Genomic DNA, 17,363 nt, shown 5'->3' on the forward strand with positions numbered 1-17,363 from the left:
CAAGCGGCTTTTTATTGTTACTTTATCAGATCATGGGCTAAGATGATTAGATGTGCTATCAAAAAGGAGGTTGAGCATGGCAAAAATCATTAATAATCTGGAAAAATTTACCCAGGGGTTGATTGATTTAATTTCAGACAACAGTGAAGCAGGTAAAAAAAAATTAGAAGAAATCTTTGCCAAAGCACACGCGGACTATGATGAGCCCAAACAGTCTTATGTGTGGCGTTGGATATACCAATACTCCCGTCAACGCAGCGATAATTTTAACAAAGCCGAAACGGATCTCAAGTTGCCGGATCCGCTGTTGCGTCTGCAGACGCTGCTGGTGTTTATATCGGGTGGGAACTGGACAAGCACATCGGCCAATACCCGCCTGCTTCTGGGGTTAATTAAGGCTGTGCCTGGCTATGACAAGGAAACGGATGAGTACCTTCGCACCCGGATCATCGATGCCCTAACCCCCCTGCTTAAAGAACAAATCACCCTGGTGGTTAAAACGCAGCAAAATGAAATCGCTGTGAAAGCGGCACGGCAAAGAGAACTGGATCTGATTAATCAACGCAAAGAAAAAGAGTTGGATGAGATCGCTTTGTTTGACCAAGAAGACGATGCGCGTGCATTTGCTGCAAAAAAAACCGAAAAGTATGCTGTTTACTTCGTAAAAAATAAAACAAGCTGGTACATGGGTTGGTATGACAGTACCGGCAAAAAAGAATTGTTGCTCGCCAATAAAGAATTACAAACCCTGCTCGGTAAATCGTTCAGTGCGGATGATAAAACCACCGCCAAAATTAAAGCGCAATGCCGCATCCTGCTTGAATCGTTTCTTGATAAAATTAAATTGCTGATTAATCCAGAACCCAAAGAACTGGAAGGTCTGGTGTCGGCTTTCACACTCGATGAAAAAACAGAGGCGCTGACCTGGTACGACAGCCTTGGCAGGACGCATGCCATTGATTTAAAAAAATACCCCATGGCCTATGAGTGCTTTAAGAGACGGAATTTAAGCGACGAAAACAATGCACTGTTTTTTAAATCGCTGTTGTTGCGTGTGTCAACCCGTCATGCAGTCGATAATGAAAAGCAAAAAAGCCTGTTGCAGCTAATGCAAAAGCGATTCAGTTGTGAATTGCTGCTCACCAATGAGCTGCCGCGATTGCCTGCGCCACGCCTTGGCGCCTACATTCTCACCCGTGAAAAATCCTTGTGGGTTTTATATCAATGGCAGGATGGCGCGGCGAAGGCGGTGAATACCGATGCCTGGGAAGAGTACCACACGATGCTGGAAGGCTTAGGGAACAGTGAACCAGAAGCGGTGAAGGCCGATGACAAGGAAAAATTGCGCGGGCTTATTACCAAATTGTCGCGCATGCCTGCTGCAATACGGGTTGACGAAGTGGTTAAGCCGGTGTCAAAAATCAATGTGGCTCAATTTGCGGCGCTGGAAAAATGCCTGGGAGGGCATGCGGCCAAGGTGAAAAACAACTCCAAAGACGAAAAAGAAACCGCGTATCAGCAGGCGGACAAAAAAGCGGTGGCTGAGAAAAAGAAGCAATTGGTGTCTAAATTTTCAGCCGTCGCCACCCTGTTTGGCGCCCAGGTCATTGATGAATACCGAAAACCGGTTAATCCCGTGATAAATCCAGTCCTCATTGACGACTACATGCCGCCACCACCACCTCCGGCAGAAAATCCAGACTCCACGCCCATGGACGCGGAATGGCTGGATGAGGAGGATTACTATTGCGGTAATCCGACGATATAAAGTGGGCTTTCTCAAACAGGATTTTGTTCAGGGCGCTGCGGATAGCCATTGGTAATGGGGTAGCGCCATTCCCGACCAAACGCACGAGGGCTTACTTTGGGGCCGGGGGCAGCCTGTCGTCTTTTGTATTCATTGCGTTGAATCAATTGGATCACGCGATGGACGACGGCGGGGTTGAAACCCTTTTGGATAATCGTTTCTGCATCGAGATTGTTTTCCATGTAATCCTGAATAATGGCGTCGAGGATGGCATAGTCCGGTAAGCTGTCCTGATCGGTCTGATTGGGAGCCAGTTCGGCAGAGGGCGCACGCGTGATCACACGCTTGGGGATAATATCAGACAGGCTGTTACGGTAAGCGGCCAATTCATACACCCTGGTTTTGAGCACGTCTTTAAGCACAGCAAAGCCGCCGGCCATGTCGCCGTAAAGGGTGGCATAGCCCACGGCGGTTTCACTTTTATTGCTGGTGACCAGCACCATGTTGCCGGTTTTATTGGACAGGGCCATCAATAACATCCCGCGAATACGCGCCTGCAGATTTTCCTCCGTGGTATCGACCGGCAAACCCTCAAAGGCGGGGTCTAAAGTGGCTAAGAGACTTTGAAAAGCCGGTTCAATGGGAAGAACCGTACCCGAGACCTGCATGGCCTGTAATTGACGCTGGGCATCAGTAACACTCATGTCGGCCGTGTAGCGTGAGGGCATTAATACGGCATGAACGCGCGAGGCCCCGAGGGCATCAGTGGCAATGGCTAAGGTGAGGGCAGAATCGATGCCGCCCGAAAGCCCAAGCAGCACGCCGGGAAAGTGGTTTTTATTCACGTAGTCGCGTACTGCACAGACTAACGCCTCGTAAAGCAGGGCAGTGGGATCCATCAGCGGTTCTATCGGGCCTGTCACCCGGTCTCTGTGCAATGAAATGGACTCGGTCGTCTCTTTAAAGGCCGGTAATCGGGCGCAGAGGTTGCCTTTGTTATCAAAAGCCAAGGATTGGCCGTCGAACAGCAATTCATCCTGGCCTCCAGTTAAATTGACATAAAAAACAGCGAGACCCTGACGGGCGTAGGCTGACAGCAATTCAACACGACGCGCGTATTTTTCATAATCAAAGGGGGAGGCGTTAAGGCACAGCAGGCCATCCGCTCCCTTGGCAAGGATGGCTTCAACCGGGCCGGTTTGCCAGAGATCTTCGCAAATGCAAACACCCAGTTTGTAACCGTTAATGGTGAGAATGCAGGCAGTTTCCGAGCCCGGGGTGAAATAACGCCTCTCGTCAAAAACGCCGTAATTGGGTAATTTCTGCTTGCGGTATCTGGCAATGATTTGACCGCGGTGAAGAACGCTTGCGGCATTAAAGCAGAGCCCATGCTCAAGGAGAGGGTGGCCAAGAATGACATGGCAATCTCCGACCTGCTTTGCGAGCGCCTGCAGCGCATCCTCTACCTGCCGATGAAACTCGGGACGCAGAAGCAGGTCTTCAGGCGGGTAGCCTGTCAGCGCCAGCTCGGGAAATAGCAGCACATCATGCGTGGATTGCCTGCTCTGGACAATGGCTGATATCGTTTCCGCATTCGCGTGAATTGCCCCGACGGTCATGTTGACCTGGGCAAGCAGAATATCAAGCGTTTTATTCATGACAGCAGGCTCGGTTAATTCAGTACGGCTTATACTATCATAATAGTTCGATTAGCATAGTCTGAGGAAGGACGTCCTTTCACGGTCCTCATTGTCATTCAGCGGCAAAAGAAGAGGCGGGCTGGCATTTTCCTGTCCGGGCGGCAGGAAATGGTGTAGACGCTGTTCAAGCGGCGGCGGTGAGGAGGTTGGAAAGAAGCTGTAACTGTGCGCTTTTGAAAATCGTCCGTGATGGGCTTTTGCAGGCGCTTCGAAGGAGGTACGGGGCGACAGGCGCATACGACCGTTTGTCTGTTTACTGACGTCGCAGCCTGCGCTGAGCAGAAAAAGAACTTCCTGCGTGGTTGACGTTGGGGCATCACTGCCATTGTATTGTGAAACTAAAACAGGTGGGCGCATTTCTTTTATTAATTCCTCAAGAAACAGGGCCGGATTACGTGTTAATATGGCCGCTTCAATGTTGGGAAAATGCTGTTCGACCAACTCAAATTGATAACCCAGTGTTCGGGCGGCTAAAAGCCAGGCCTTGTTCAATTGCCAGTTTAATTTTGCAGGTTCAGGGTTTAAATAGATGGCGTCGCCGGTATGGTGTTTGATCATGGCGTTCACAGCCCGTGACGTGCCGAGCCAGATCACTTTGTTATCAGGATGCATCAAGGCAAAAAAAGCGAGTTTTAGGATCTCTATTTCCAGGGCTTTAAAGTCAATGTACAAGGGGGCGTCTTTGACTTGCAGCGACAGATACCTGTGCAATAATTTATAGGCACTGACTTTTTCTATTTTAACCGGACTGAAGTATAAGTCCCTCAATCTCAAAATGGCGAGTTGACCGATTTCATCGTGTAATCCCAGCGGACCGTATTCAATGGCATCGATAAATTCGGTATTATTCGGGTTAAGCAAATTCGTTAACGCATTGTGAGCATTTTTTTCCCCGCCGCTTAACTGGTAAAGTCTCGGGAGGTCAGTGCGGATGGCTTGCCAGGTATTCATTTGATCACTGACATAATGAGTAAAAAGTGAAAGCCCCGCATGTCTAAAGACGAGCCGGGTACCCTTTTTATCGTAGCAAAATTCGCCCGAGGTGAAATAATTCCGCATAACAGTATAAATGTCCCGAAATTCTTTCATTAATTTGCGGGCTATTTTTTCTGCCTTTTCGCAGTAAGGTTCGTATTTCTGCCGGCATGCTTTTAGCTTTTTCTGACATATTACTGCCATGGATTCCACGTCGGCTACCGAGGGATGGTCAGTGGGGGAGGCGATGTTGGCTTCGGGGCATTCGGCACTGTTCACATTCAGGCCGCAATTGGCATGTTCAACCAGCAGCTTATCCACCTCAAACTCAATGGATTGAAGGCAATCCATTGGATGACGACTCTCGAATTGGGCTACGTCCTCGATTAATTTATCCAGAAGATCACTGTAAATCTGCAGTTGCCTGAATCTGTTTTCTATATCCATTTCTTTCTATAATGACAACCCTGATTTAATTATGCGCATAATTTACAATTGTCGCCCTGCCTTGTAAAGATAATCTAAAGATTTCTTATTTTTTCGACATGATTGTATTCAAAATACACACTGTGTGTTCTAATGACTCTCTAAACGGGCGTTGACATGCGCCCTTCTTTTCCACATTCAGGTAACAGCTATGACCAATTATGATACACTCATAGGGTGGTTAGAAAATACCACTTCCAAATCGGCCCAGGATGATTTGGTATTGGCTGGTCAAATATTGTCCAGCCTGCCATCGCTGATTACGTACACCATTTCCATGACACCCCTGACGCTGGCAGAAAAGCTTGACGCCAAGCTGGATGCCATTACTGCCTTTCTCAACAATGAAAAAACAGCCGAATTGCTTGTGCTGAAAGGCAAGCTCAGCGTCTACAAGGAAAAACTGACTCTGTTGTTACCGGATGCAACGAAAAAAGCAGGAGAAATCCTCGCGGCTTATTTGCGGGTTGAGAAGGCAAAATTGAAAGATTTTGATGCCATCTTTAGCCCCTATAAAGTGATTTATCAATTGCCGGATCCTTCTGATGACGAGGTTGATGATCTAGGCTCTGATGAGGTAGAGGACGAACCATTCATCTTTAGAAAGGGCGGCTTTTACACTCAAACGGCTTCCGTCTCGTCCTATTTTACCCTGGCTGTTCACTCGTACATGAAACAATGGCCAGGGCTCATGGATCATCTTGGGCCTTTACAGCATTTTGTAGAAAAATACCCCAATAATCTGTTGGCTCAGATTCTTCATCAAGACAAGAAAAAAATTGTCGAGTTGGCTTGTTCAGGCGAATTTTCGTTCAATACGGAGCTGGGCGATTTCCTCTTGGGCCGTATCCTTTATGAAGCGCCGCAGTGGAATATCGGTGAAAAAGCCCGTGTCGCTAAAACGCAGGAGTTGCTGAATGACAAGCCATTTAATCAAGGCGAATTTCTATTTGAATTAATCAAACTTCATTTGTTTGAGGCTTTAGCCAGAGAATCCCGGCAACAGCCCGTCGCCTGGATTGGGTCTTCCCGCAGCGTACTGGCCAAGGTCAAGCAGAGCCCTGGTGAGGGCGCGTATTTAAATTGCGATGACAATAAATGGTCTCCGCGCATTAATCGTGCCTGGCTTGTTGCCTTGTTGATGTATAATTACGAGATTCAAATTGTGGAGCCTCAGTTTCCCGAGATGGAAAAAGCGGTTTTATCCGGTGATTTTGTCAAATACATCTACAGCCTCGCCACAGAAATGCGTCAATACGATGGTTCCACTGTAGAAATCTCCAGAATTAACGATTCCATGTACCATGGCGGTATCGAACCCACCGCGACGATGCAGGAATTGCTGTTGCTGTTAAGTCTGGATTGCCAAACGGTTAAAAACAGTGAGGGCTATCTTTGTGTTTACCGGCCCCAAACTCAGGAAGAGTTGGTGCGCACCACCATGCTGGCGGCCGAGCCGCAGGAGGAGTATGACAGTATTCGTAGCAAATCCAGACTGCGTCTTAACCATTCCTTTGGCAGCTTTGGGCGGATTGCAACCAACCCGGTGCCGGCGTATACCTTTTTCATTCACCCGGGTGCGTCATCCGATCAACGCTCGGCGCTCCTGACGGATAAACTGAAGACGAACGATAACAGCAAACCGACTCAGGATGATGCGTTTAATCAGGGAAGTCCGAGCAGTGATTTAAGCTCTAACCCGGTACAAACAATCATTGAAGACGACGATGCGCCTGGTCCTTCGCTCAATAACTACGCCACCTAGCCGGTCACTCCTGCTGAAAAAAACGGTGCAAGCCGTTGGTTTCAGCAGAGCAACTGTATTGCATCGATAAATTTTGCTACAATGATCGGTTTAACTTTGCAACTGTAGATACTCTATGTTGAAGGATGCCTTATCACGGATGGCCGATGTTTTTATTCCTTCCGTGTTGATGCATGGACAGGATTATCAGCAGCGCGGCTTTGTCCTTAATATTCGTTTAAGCGACGGCCTTTTAAAGGCCCGTGTCAAAGGCCGCTCCCATCAGATTTATGATGTGCACATCGACTTGAAGTCCTGGCCTGCCAAACCGGCTCATTGCACTTGCCCTTACAAAACCAATTGCAAGCATGCCGCGGCCAGTTTATTGGCTTTACAAATTAAAGAGCAAATCATCATCCCGGCACCGTCCATTGAAAACCCGAGTCAGACATTAAACGAATGGCTGCACACACTTCGTGATAAACAATCGCCGGTGGCGCAGACGGGCACGCATGTGGTGGTTTATCTTCTAACCTTTGAACACGGCCAGCATGACGATCGCGTTGACGTCCGACTGGCTTTGGCGAAACGCCTGAAACGCCGCAGTTTGGGGAAAATGAGTATTTTCACGACCGTTACCGAAAACCGCCGGCAGTTTTTTAGCGACGATGACGAAGACATCATCGCGCAATTGCAGCTCAAAGGCCGCATTCCGGGGAACTTTGAACGCTTGCCTGTCCGCAATAGCGAATTGCTGGAAAAGATTTTAAAAACACAACGTGCCTATCATTACGAAAACGAGCGTTTGCTGCACTGGGGCAATGGCCTTGAGGCTGAGCTCCGCTGGCAACTGGAAAAAGACGGGTTTCAAAGGCCGGTACTGAAACATGAGCAGGAATTCCTGGATTGTTTGTTTCTTGACAAACCCTGGTACATCGATGCCGTCGGTGATGAATGCGGTTTGATTACTACCCCTGTTCCCCTGGCTCACTTAAGGCAGGTGTTAGCCCGGCCGCCTGTGGCATTGGATGACGTGGGCGACGCCATTGAACACCTCCGAAACCTCGATGCAGCCCTTCCTCTCCCCAATCCCTTTATTCACCGCGAAGTTCGCCGCGGCAAACCGCGCGGCATTGTTCGGTTTGATGCAGCGGAGCAGGGGGAGTCGGCCATCAATCAAAACCCCGCCGTTTTATTTTACGTGCGTCTGGCCTTTGATTACTCGGGTTTTGAATTCAACGTCGAAGACCCGTCTCCCTTTGTGATGTTTGAGGAAGGGCAGAGCTTAATCCGCCTGGAACGGGATTTTTCGGCCGAGAAGCAGCAGCAACAGGAAATGACTCAAATTCTGAATTTAAGGAAACCTTCCGTGGATGAGCGGTTGACGTTTGATCTAAAGACAGCCGACATGGAGGTATTAAGCCATTATCATCAGGAAGACGATCTGACTCGCCTGTACCAACAAGTCATCCCTTTACTGAAAAGCAAGCAGTGGCAGGTGGAATTTCTGCATCCTGTGTATGAAGAAGTCGTCGATGAAACGCAGGTGGAATGGTACTCCGATTTTAAAGAGCAGGGCACAGATTTCTTTTCCTATCAGCTGGGCATTCTGGTGGAAGGCCGGCCTGTGAATATCGTGCCGGTTGTGGCTGCATTGATTAACCAATGGCAGTCAACGTATATCCAGCAGTTACCCGATGATCAAACCGTTAAATTGTCCTTAGCCAATGGCAAAGCGCTCCGGGTTAATCTCGGGCGAATCAAACCGCTGGTGAATTTTTTAATTCAATACGGTACCCGCTCGCTTCATGAAGGGGACAGCCTGACAATCAGCCGTCATCAACTCATGCTCATTCGTGAAACCGAACAGGCCTTGGCCGCCGCGGCCCTGCGCTGGCATGGCGGGGAAAGGATTAGAATGCAATTGCAGAAACTGGTTGATTTGTCGCGACTTGAACAAATCCCGCCGCCGGCAGGTTTAAAGGCCATGCTTCGCGATTACCAGCAACAGGGATTAAACTGGCTGCAGCTGCTGCGGGAATGCCGTTTGGGCGGTGTGCTGGCTGATGACATGGGGTTGGGTAAAACCGTCCAGACCCTGGCGCACATGCAGCTTGAAAAGGAGCAGGGCCGCCTGCAAAAAGCCAGTTTGATTGTGGCGCCAACCAGTCTGGTGGTGAACTGGTTTGAAGAGGCCAGACGCTTTACACCGGAACTGAAAGTACTCATTTTTCATGGGCAGGAACGGCATCAGGATGAATTTGACGGGTACGATCTGATCATTTCAACCTACGGATTGATTCAACGCGACAAGAGCCGCTTTGTTGATTATCCGTTTTATTATCTCATTTTAGACGAGGCGCAATCCATTAAAAACGCCCGCGCCAAAACCACGCAGATTATTCAGCAGGTAAAGGCCACGCATCGCTTGTGTCTTTCCGGAACGCCGCTTGAAAATCATCTGGGGGAACTTTGGTCCCTGTTTCATTTTTTGATGCCAGGATTGCTGGGCGATGCCAAGCAATTTCGCCGTTTCTTTAAAACACCCATCGAAAAGGACGGGGATGAGGCACGGCGGGAATTATTGGCGGCACGGGTCCGTCCTTTCATGCTGCGGCGTAATAAAAATCAGGTGGCCAGCGAGTTGCCGCCTAAAACCGAAATGGTACGCCTGGTTGAACTTGCGGGCAATCAACGCGATTTGTATGAAACCATTCGCATCAGCATGGAAAAAAAAGTCAGGGATGCCATCGCCCGTCAGGGGATGGGAAAAAGCCATATTGTTTTACTGGACGCCTTGCTTAAATTAAGGCAGGTTTGTTGTGATCCGCGCCTGCTTTCCATTCCGGGTGCGGCGATTGCCCACGGCTTTTCGGCCAAGCTTGATGCGCTGCTTGATTTATTGGACAATCTCGTTGAAGAAGGCCGACGAATTCTGGTGTTTTCCCAATTCACCTCCATGCTGAAACTCATTGAGGAACAATTGCAGCAGCGGCACTACTCCTACCTGAAACTCACCGGCCAGACTCAAAACCGCCAGGACCTGGTTAATCAATTCCAGCAGGGCCAGGCGTCGATTTTCCTAATCAGCCTTAAAGCCGGAGGGACAGGGTTAAATCTGACTCGGGCAGACACAGTGATTCATTATGATCCCTGGTGGAATCCAGCGGCCGAAGAGCAGGCCACCGATCGCAGCCACCGCATTGGCCAGGAAAACCCGGTGTTTGTTTACAAACTCATTACCCGTGGGACGGTGGAAGAAGCCATACTGGCCATGCAGTCCCGAAAACGGGCGTTATTTGAGGGCATTTTGAGCGATAGTACCCAACACCTTGACTTATTAACCGACCGCGATTTGGAAGTCTTGTTTACACCGCTTGACGATCAATAAAAGAAGAGTATCGGCAAATAATTGCAAAGCGGGGCAACCTGGCCTATTCTTTCATTGATGAAAATCAAGGAGAAATTTCATGGAACAGTTGAAATCGTTGTTTGCAGTGATCGTCATGATGTTGTTTGTTCCTGCTGTCATGGCTGCTTCACCAGCCGGAACCTGGACCACCATTGATGATGTCACCGGTAAAAAACGCGCTGTTGTTCGCATCAATGTGTCAGGCAATACGTTAAGTGGTACTATCATTAAAGTTTATCCTCAGGCCGGCGACACCGGCATTTGCTCCAAATGCCCAGGCGGCTTTAAAGGCAAACCCATTCAAGGGCTGCGATTTGTCTGGGGTTTGAAAGACAAAGGCAATGGCGAATGGGACGGTGGCCAAATTCTTGATCCAAAAACCGGTAAAGTTTACCGTGCCAAAATGAGCTTAAAAGGCAATAAACTCTACGTTCGCGGTTATGTGGGTGTGTCTGCCCTTGGCCGTACGCAGGTTTGGGTGAGGTAATCACCGATTCCATGAAAATCCAATGGCCTTGGCCATTGGATTTTTTATTTCCAGCAAAGAGTAATCTGCTTCACGACACCCGACAACACGATCCTTCTTCCGGTAATGGCAAAGGGGCAATTGTCTTATTTGAAAACAGGCAGTAAGGATTGTCCGGTAGCGAATGCGTGTTGCGAGGGTGCTCCTGAATTGTTAAGCAGGGCTCAGGCTCCTTTTCTTCTGCAACGGGCTGTACCGTTTCAAAAGGAAGGCATTCAGGCACAGGGCCTTTTTGTGTTGTAAAAATGCAGTTGATGAGCCGTTTTTTCAACTGCAATCCCGCTTTGAGCAAGGGGATTAATTCCTTAGGTATCCAGGCAGCACCACCCAAACGACCAATGACATCTTTACCCAAACCCAAAGGCAGAAACTGTTCCGTACTTAAGTCGGGAAAATGTTGAAAGTCAACAGTAAAAGCAGATCGTAATTGTCTATTTTCAAAATCGATAATCGCCACTTGAAAGGCCATGTGTCTTGTTCCATGAGCGAGGTAATTGGTATACGTGATGAATAATCCCCCGAGCTTTACTTTGTTCTTGCCGGGTTCTTTAGCCGTGAGGATAAAATCCTCATCACCAAAAAGAAAAGCGGTCAGATCGTCTGGTTTGATTAGCTGCAGATGTTCCACCTGAAAAACGCTGCCATCAAATACTTCGCTGGCAAAACGCTTTGTATGCCTGGGCAGTGCCTCAAGCGATTGACTGGGATAATTCACCATCAACGGTTTAAGCGCTTCATCCTTTGCAAAAATGCCCAACCCTGAGTAGTAAAGGACATGAAGCAGAAATAAATGGGCATTGGATAAGCGACTGATTTGATGGATATTAGTCGATTCCGGCACTTTTTGCAGGATTTGCTTTAATTGGCGGATTGAATTATCCACTCGAATGTCGCTGCCCTTGTCGTCGACACGCCTCTGCAATTCAGCGAACAGCGATTCCACGGCGTCCTGCAATGGAAGGCTGCTGGTTAAAGAGAAAGGATTGACTTTAATCATCTTAAATTCCTCAAACAAGGGGTTAAAGGGATGGCTTGTTTTAAGGAAAAAATTCTTCTCAAAAAGAGAGGGAGGATAATACTCAAACACCAGGTTTATCCAGGCTCTTTTCTTCTTCGTCCTTAAAAAAGCGTCCATTAACAAGGATTTCAACTCTTTGAGCATCGGTTTGCGCAGGTTTTGCCGGCTTAATTCGCTGTGATTCAGAAGCATTTTTTCAAATGTGATAAAAAAATTCTCTAATCGCGCCGTGTTTTTAGCAACGGAGTCCGGTATTAGTCGTACTTTGTGCAAATAACTCCATTCCAGATTCATCAGACTTAAATCAACGTCACGCAGGTCGACATTGATAAAACTGGTATAGCTTAAATTGGTACCTGTAAAATCAGCCCCGTCAATGACCGTACCCATCAAACAGGCCCCGGCTAAATTAGCAGCACGTAAACTGGTTTTTTTAAGCTTCGCACCCGATAAGTCGGCATGGCTTAAATCAGCCCCGTTCAAGTGTGTGTTTTCGAGCACGGCGTTGACTAATGAGGCATGCTTCAAACTTGTATAACGCAGATTGGCATGACTTAAATCGGTTTCTTCCAAACGACTGTGGTCCAGTTTGGCATAACGAAGGTCCGCTTGAATCAAACAGGCTTTTGACAGATTCATATGAGAGAGTGTGACATAGGCCAGCGGTGCAAAAGAAAGGGCAGCGCCCACGAGCGGCATTTGACTAAAATAAACGGAAGGCAAAAGGTTAATGTAACGTTCAGGAAACGTCTTTATATATAAATCGAATAATTCAGAAGGGGTGTTTTTTTTAAGCGTAAAGGCATCGGATTTGTCGAGTTTATTAGTGATTCCCGGGGCATTTTGGATGATCAGGGAAAGCTGTAGTCTTGCTTCCGGGTCAATGCGGCTATCGTTGCAGGCCTCGCATAAACGGCTAATCTCAGGCAGCCAGTCATCTTGCCGAGTCAGCATGTAACAGACAATCTCCTGATTGGACATCGGCATGCGATGGGTCACCAGGCTGTAAAGTGCTTTATATTCGCTTGTGCGAATGTACCCATGGATAAACGCATAAGCCTCTGCAGGCTTTGCATGGCTCAAATACGCAATCACCTGCGCCGGGCTTTTTTTGAAACGATCCGCATAGGCGATGGTTGCAATCGCTGACCAATGGTGTGATGTGGTTTGAACGGCCAGTAAATCTTCCATGTTCAAGTGGCTGAAAATCATAAGCTGTAATTCTTGTGGAAGTAAATCCATCACGGTTTGGCTCGGAAGGGAGGGTGTGAAACGCAATAATGTGGCGTTGGGTGTGGTGTTGCAGAAGGGGATCAGCGCGGCCATTTCACTGAGCATGTCGTTGCATTGCGCCAAATATCGATAAAAAACAGCAACGGATTTCTTTTCTTCTTCACGAACATGATTTGAAATGAGGCGCTCATTGTTTAATCTCTTTTCAAATAATTCGATAAGACTCTGCTGCAATTGTTTGCAGACATGAAAAAAGGACGACAAATGAGAAGCAGACCAGGCATTATCAATTTTGTATTTTTGTGTCAAGAACCTTGAAATTAAATCAATCTTGACCTCTTCAACAAGGGACTCATGGCACGCCGACCAATCTTGTTTAAAGAGCAACCAGAGCAGATGGTCTAATTTCCTTTTTAAGGGCAGAAAATTAACAATGAATCCACTTGAAAGAAGCTCATCCTGGCGGGGCTCATTGGTAAAGCAGCCAACCTGATCCAGAAAGTTCTTCGAATCACGGATCCACTCAACCAATTGTTTTACTTTTTTGTCAAAAAAAGAAGGATTTAAATCGGGGTTTGTTGCTCTGAATTGATGAGAATCACATTTGTTTTTCATTCATTTTCCTCAAACAGGTTAGGGAAGCGGCTGAGGAAAGCGACGAGGGTTATAGCTAGTCATTAATGAACAGAGGCGGGGCATTTGTTTTAATTAAAGGACGGAGCTTCATGATAACTTATAATCTCTTTACAACAGCCGGGCTGTGGTGTGATGAAGATTGCTAAGTGACCAGTCCTCCGCGTTACTCTGTTGAAGAATAACGAAATTGCTTTAATTGCAGGCATTTTACCAAAATTTTTGTCTTGATTTAAGCCGAACAGCGTTGAACTGGCTTTGGCATTTCCTGCAAACTTCAATACAATAGCGGTCTGGTTCCTACGATGGCAAAACGATGGTTGAGGTTCAAACGCGAAAAACAGCAGCAGTCGACCCCTTGAAGCGTCCCCCGCATTCGGTGGAGGCGGAGCAATCCATTATTGGCGGCGTCATGCTGGACAATCAGGTTTGGGACAAAATCAGCACCAAACTCTGCGAAGCGGATTTTTATCGTACCGAGCATCGGGTGTTATTCCGTACCATCGTCGAATTGTCCAAGCGGGAACAACCCTTTGATGTGGTCACACTGCTTGACATGCTTAAATCCAATAATGATTTGGATGATGCCGGCGGGGAAACCTACCTGTTCGAGTTGGCGAATAACACACCAAGCGTGGCCAATATTTCGGCCTACGCCGACATCGTTCGCGAGAAATCGGTCCAGCGTCAATTGATTGCCATTGCAGGTGAAATTGCAGACGCAGCTTATAATCCTTCTGGACGGGAAGTACCGGAATTACTGGATTTGGCAGAAACCCGCGTTTTCGCGATTGCCGAGCAAACCGGCGGCGATGGCGGACCTGAGAGCATCAAGTCCATTCTGGTGAAGGCTGTGGAAAAAATTGACGCCCTTTATCACAATGGTGATGCCATCACCGGTCTTGCGACCGGTTTAAGCGATCTGGATGCCATGACTTCGGGATTACAGCCGTCTGATCTCATCATCGTTGCTGGTCGCCCGTCCATGGGTAAAACCACCCTGGTGATGAACATGGCTGAGCATGCCGCCATTCGCGGCGGCAAACCGGTGCTGGTGTTTTCAATGGAAATGCCTTCTGATTCGCTGGCCATGCGGATGATGTCCTCGTTAGGGCGGATTGATCAGCACCGCATACGAACAGGAAAACTCGATGACGACGATTGGCCGCGGGTGACCTCCGCGGTGCATATGTTATCGGAAGCGCCGCTGTTCATCGACGATACCCCGGCGTTAAGCCCCTCGGAAATGCGGGCGCGGGCGAGGCGACTGGCCAAAGAGCATGGTCAACTGGGATTAATCGTAGTCGACTACCTGCAATTGATGAAAGTACCGGGTTTTAAGGCCGATAACCGCACGGCTGAGATTTCTGAAATTTCACGAAGCCTTAAGGCGCTTGCCAAGGAGTTGCAAGTGCCAGTGGTCGCACTCTCGCAGCTTAACCGAAGCCTTGAGCAGCGCAGCGATCGCCGTCCAGTGATGTCGGATTTGCGTGAATCAGGTGCGATTGAGCAGGATGCGGATTTGATTTGCTTCATTTATCGGGATGAAGTCTATAACGAGGACAGTCCGGATAAAGGAGTGGCTGAAATTATTATTGCCAAACAGCGTAATGGTCCAATCGGCAAGGTGCGTGTTGCTTTCCTCGGAAAATACACCCGCTTTGAAGATTTGGCATTTAACGGTTATCAAGGGGTAGATTAAGTGACAAGGCCCACTCGCGTCCAGATTGATACGCTGGCGCTTCTTCATAATGTGCAATGCGTGAAACAGTTTGCGCCGGGCAGGAAAGTGATTGCCATGGTCAAAGCCAATGCCTATGGCTGCGGTTTGTCGGAAGTTGTCCCCGCGCTGGAAGGCCAGGTGGATGCGTTTGGCGTGGCCTGTCTTGAAGAAGCGCTCGCTATTCGAAGCCTGGGGGCGCGCAGTGACTGCGTGCTGTTTCAGGGCATTTTTACCCCCGATGAACTTGCGGTGGTGTGTGAGCAGTCGTTTCAATGCGTGATCCATCAACCCTATCAATTGCAGTGGCTGGTGGCCAACCCCTTGCCAAAATCCATCAAAGTCTGGGTTAAAATCAATACCGGCATGCATCGTCTGGGTTTTGCACCCGAAGAATGTTACGAGGTGCTTCAGGCCTTAATGGCCTGCCCCTGGGTTGATGACGACATTGGTTTAATGACGCATCTGGCCAGTGCCGATGAACCGGATAATCCCAGTAATCAAAGCCAGATGCAAATTTACCGCGACTTGGCCTTACCCTCCGGACGGTTAATCCAGAGCATCAGCAATTCGGCTGCGATCATGGCCTTGCCGGATACGCATGCCGACGTGGTGCGTCCCGGCATTATGCTTTATGGCGTCTCACCGTTTATCAATCAAACAGGACAGCAGCTTGGCCTGGTACCGGTGATGCGTTTTGTTTCCGCCATCAGTGCAATCCATCAGTTTCCCGCCGGGGCGCGTATCGGCTATGGCGGAAGCTGGCAAACCAGCAAGCCTTCGGTCATCGGCGTTGTGGCAGCGGGTTACGGCGACGGGTACCCGCGGCACATTGCCCAGAATACGCCGGTATGGGTGAATGGTGTCCATGCCCCAATCGTCGGGCGTGTTTCCATGGACATGCTCACCATTGATTTAAGCCATTGCCCGACGGTTAAAATCGGGGATCCCGTCGAACTCTGGGGGCAGTATATCCCTGTAGAAACCATTGCAATGTCAGCAGGAACAATCGCTTACGAATTACTCTGCCAGTTTTCGCCGCGTATTCGCCAGGATAAAATTGTCAGCACATAAATTATGGATAATATCTAACCGGGATGGTAGAATGGCAACCGATTTAGTAACTGATTAAACAGGTAACTCACATGAAAAAATTAATTTTGGCCTCAGTTTCAGCGTCATTGCTGTTGAGCGGATGTGCGCAGGTTAATAATGAAGGAATTGGTACGGTAACCGGTGGCGTGGTCGGCGGCCTCATCGGTAGCCAGTTCGGCGGTGGTTCCGGTAAAGTGGCGGCAGCTGCGGGCGGTGCCCTGTTAGGCGCGTACCTGGGTGGCAATATCGGTCGTACCATGGATCGCCTGGATCGTCTGGAAATGCAACGCGCGCTGGAAACCGCACCAACCGGTAAAGCCGTGGTCTGGCAAAACCCCGATTCCGGTAACCGTTACACGGTAAGACCTACCCGTACCTATTACAGCAATTCTCAACCTTGCCGCGAATACACCACGCGCGCCATCATTGGTGGCAAAACCCAGGAAATCTACGGCAAAGCCTGTCGACAAGCCGACGGCTCCTGGAAAGTGGTTAGCTAATCAGCGTTTCCTGCTTAAATCACTGGCACAAATACCCCGTCTTGGGCGCTGTATTTGTGCTATATTTATATAATCTGGCGGATTGAAATTCCATTAAGCAGGAGTGTGTCATGGCTGATCTCATCGCTTCCATTTTGCCCCACCCACGCCGTCCCATTGCTTTTGTTGAACCTCAGATCACAGTTTGTGATTGTGTTACTCTGATGACAGAGAAAGACATCGGTGCACTGGTTGTTCGTGACAATAACGAACTACTGGGCATTGTCAGCGAGCGCGACATTGTACGTTCCTGCCTGAATAAAAGCCTGTTGCCTGATCAGGTGACAGCAGCCGATATTGTCTATAAAGACGTAAGTATTCTGGCTGTCAATGATACAGTCGAAAAAGCCATGGAAGTCATTACTCAAACCAAACGGCGCCATGTCCTGGTCAAGGATAAAGACGAACTCGTTGCCATTTTGTCCATCGGGGATGTGCTGTTTCATCTTCTCGAAGGGAAAAGCCGGGTTATTGAGCATCTCGAAAATTACATTCACATGTAAGTTGTCCTGATTACGCTGGGATGAAGGCAGTG

At 48.5% G+C, this 17,363-nt stretch carries 11 protein-coding genes; 8 read left to right on the forward strand and 3 right to left on the reverse strand.

Going from position 1 to position 17,363, the window contains the following annotated elements; all coding sequences use genetic code 11:
• The first annotated feature begins 76 nt into the window (after positions 1-76).
• Positions 77-1,768: a hypothetical protein gene (locus tag GH742_RS05460; protein ID WP_203456443.1), complete on the forward strand. Its 1,692-nt coding sequence runs from the start codon at positions 77-79 to the stop codon at positions 1,766-1,768.
• A gap of 11 nt (positions 1,769-1,779) precedes the next feature.
• Here GH742_RS05460 and GH742_RS05465 read toward each other — a convergent pair whose 3' ends face one another.
• Together GH742_RS05465 and GH742_RS05470 are read right to left on the reverse strand one after the other, a co-directional pair.
• Entirely contained in the window at positions 1,780-3,405 is a 1,626-nt protein-coding gene (locus GH742_RS05465) for an NAD+ synthase (protein WP_203456444.1), read from the reverse strand.
• Positions 3,406-3,456: 51 nt separating this feature from the next.
• Positions 3,457-4,869 carry a hypothetical protein gene (locus tag GH742_RS05470; protein ID WP_203456445.1) on the reverse strand — a complete coding sequence of 471 codons (1,413 nt, stop codon included), beginning with the start codon at positions 4,867-4,869 and terminating at the stop codon, positions 3,457-3,459.
• Between the two features lie 190 nt (positions 4,870-5,059).
• Here GH742_RS05470 and GH742_RS05475 point away from each other — a divergent pair, with 190 nt between their 5' ends.
• From GH742_RS05475 to GH742_RS05485, 3 genes are all read left to right on the forward strand, one after another.
• Positions 5,060-6,673, forward strand: coding sequence for a hypothetical protein (locus GH742_RS05475; RefSeq protein ID WP_203456446.1), 1,614 nt, complete (start codon positions 5,060-5,062; stop codon positions 6,671-6,673).
• Between the two features lie 115 nt (positions 6,674-6,788).
• Positions 6,789-10,043 (forward strand): DEAD/DEAH box helicase, encoded by a 3,255-nt coding sequence (locus GH742_RS05480; protein WP_203456447.1) that lies wholly within the window; start codon positions 6,789-6,791, stop codon positions 10,041-10,043.
• A 115-nt stretch (positions 10,044-10,158) separates the two neighbouring features.
• A complete protein-coding gene (locus GH742_RS05485; protein ID WP_370569545.1) occupies positions 10,159-10,551 on the forward strand; it encodes a DUF2147 domain-containing protein in 393 nt (130 codons plus the stop codon).
• A 70-nt stretch (positions 10,552-10,621) separates the two neighbouring features.
• Here GH742_RS05485 and GH742_RS05490 read toward each other — a convergent pair whose 3' ends face one another.
• The gene (locus GH742_RS05490; RefSeq protein WP_203456449.1) at positions 10,622-13,456 is read right to left on the reverse strand and encodes a pentapeptide repeat-containing protein; all 2,835 of its coding nucleotides are present in this window, start codon (positions 13,454-13,456) and stop codon (positions 10,622-10,624) included.
• 334 nt (positions 13,457-13,790) lie between these two features.
• On the opposite strand from GH742_RS05490, the gene dnaB reads away from it, so the two are divergent.
• From dnaB to GH742_RS05510, 4 genes are all read left to right on the forward strand, one after another.
• Positions 13,791-15,176: a replicative DNA helicase gene (gene dnaB / locus GH742_RS05495; protein ID WP_058530763.1), complete on the forward strand. Its 1,386-nt coding sequence runs from the start codon at positions 13,791-13,793 to the stop codon at positions 15,174-15,176.
• The gene (gene alr / locus GH742_RS05500) at positions 15,177-16,268 is read left to right on the forward strand and encodes an alanine racemase (protein WP_203456450.1); all 1,092 of its coding nucleotides are present in this window, start codon (positions 15,177-15,179) and stop codon (positions 16,266-16,268) included.
• A gap of 71 nt (positions 16,269-16,339) precedes the next feature.
• Positions 16,340-16,789, forward strand: a complete 450-nt coding sequence (locus GH742_RS05505) for an RT0821/Lpp0805 family surface protein (RefSeq protein ID WP_058527145.1) — start codon at positions 16,340-16,342, stop codon at positions 16,787-16,789.
• Between the two features lie 110 nt (positions 16,790-16,899).
• Positions 16,900-17,331, forward strand: coding sequence for a CBS domain-containing protein (locus GH742_RS05510; RefSeq protein WP_203456451.1), 432 nt, complete (start codon positions 16,900-16,902; stop codon positions 17,329-17,331).
• Positions 17,332-17,363 lie beyond the last annotated feature (32 nt).

It is taken from the genome of Legionella sp. MW5194 (assembly GCF_016864235.1).
Classification (GTDB): Bacteria; Pseudomonadota; Gammaproteobacteria; order Legionellales; family Legionellaceae; genus Legionella_C.

Coding starts and splice junctions, on each gene's coding strand:
- GH742_RS05490 (WP_203456449.1), bottom strand. CDS start 13,456: ATGAAAAACAAATGTGATTCTCATCAATTCAGAGCAACAAACCCCGAT.
- GH742_RS05470 (WP_203456445.1), bottom strand. CDS start 4,869: ATGGATATAGAAAACAGATTCAGGCAACTGCAGATTTACAGTGATCTT.
- GH742_RS05505 (WP_058527145.1), top strand. CDS start 16,340: ATGAAAAAATTAATTTTGGCCTCAGTTTCAGCGTCATTGCTGTTGAGC.
- GH742_RS05460 (WP_203456443.1), top strand. CDS start 77: ATGGCAAAAATCATTAATAATCTGGAAAAATTTACCCAGGGGTTGATT.
- GH742_RS05475 (WP_203456446.1), top strand. CDS start 5,060: ATGACCAATTATGATACACTCATAGGGTGGTTAGAAAATACCACTTCC.
- GH742_RS05485 (WP_370569545.1), top strand. CDS start 10,159: ATGATGTTGTTTGTTCCTGCTGTCATGGCTGCTTCACCAGCCGGAACC.
- GH742_RS05510 (WP_203456451.1), top strand. CDS start 16,900: ATGGCTGATCTCATCGCTTCCATTTTGCCCCACCCACGCCGTCCCATT.
- dnaB (WP_058530763.1), top strand. CDS start 13,791: ATGGTTGAGGTTCAAACGCGAAAAACAGCAGCAGTCGACCCCTTGAAG.
- GH742_RS05480 (WP_203456447.1), top strand. CDS start 6,789: ATGTTGAAGGATGCCTTATCACGGATGGCCGATGTTTTTATTCCTTCC.
- GH742_RS05465 (WP_203456444.1), bottom strand. CDS start 3,405: ATGAATAAAACGCTTGATATTCTGCTTGCCCAGGTCAACATGACCGTC.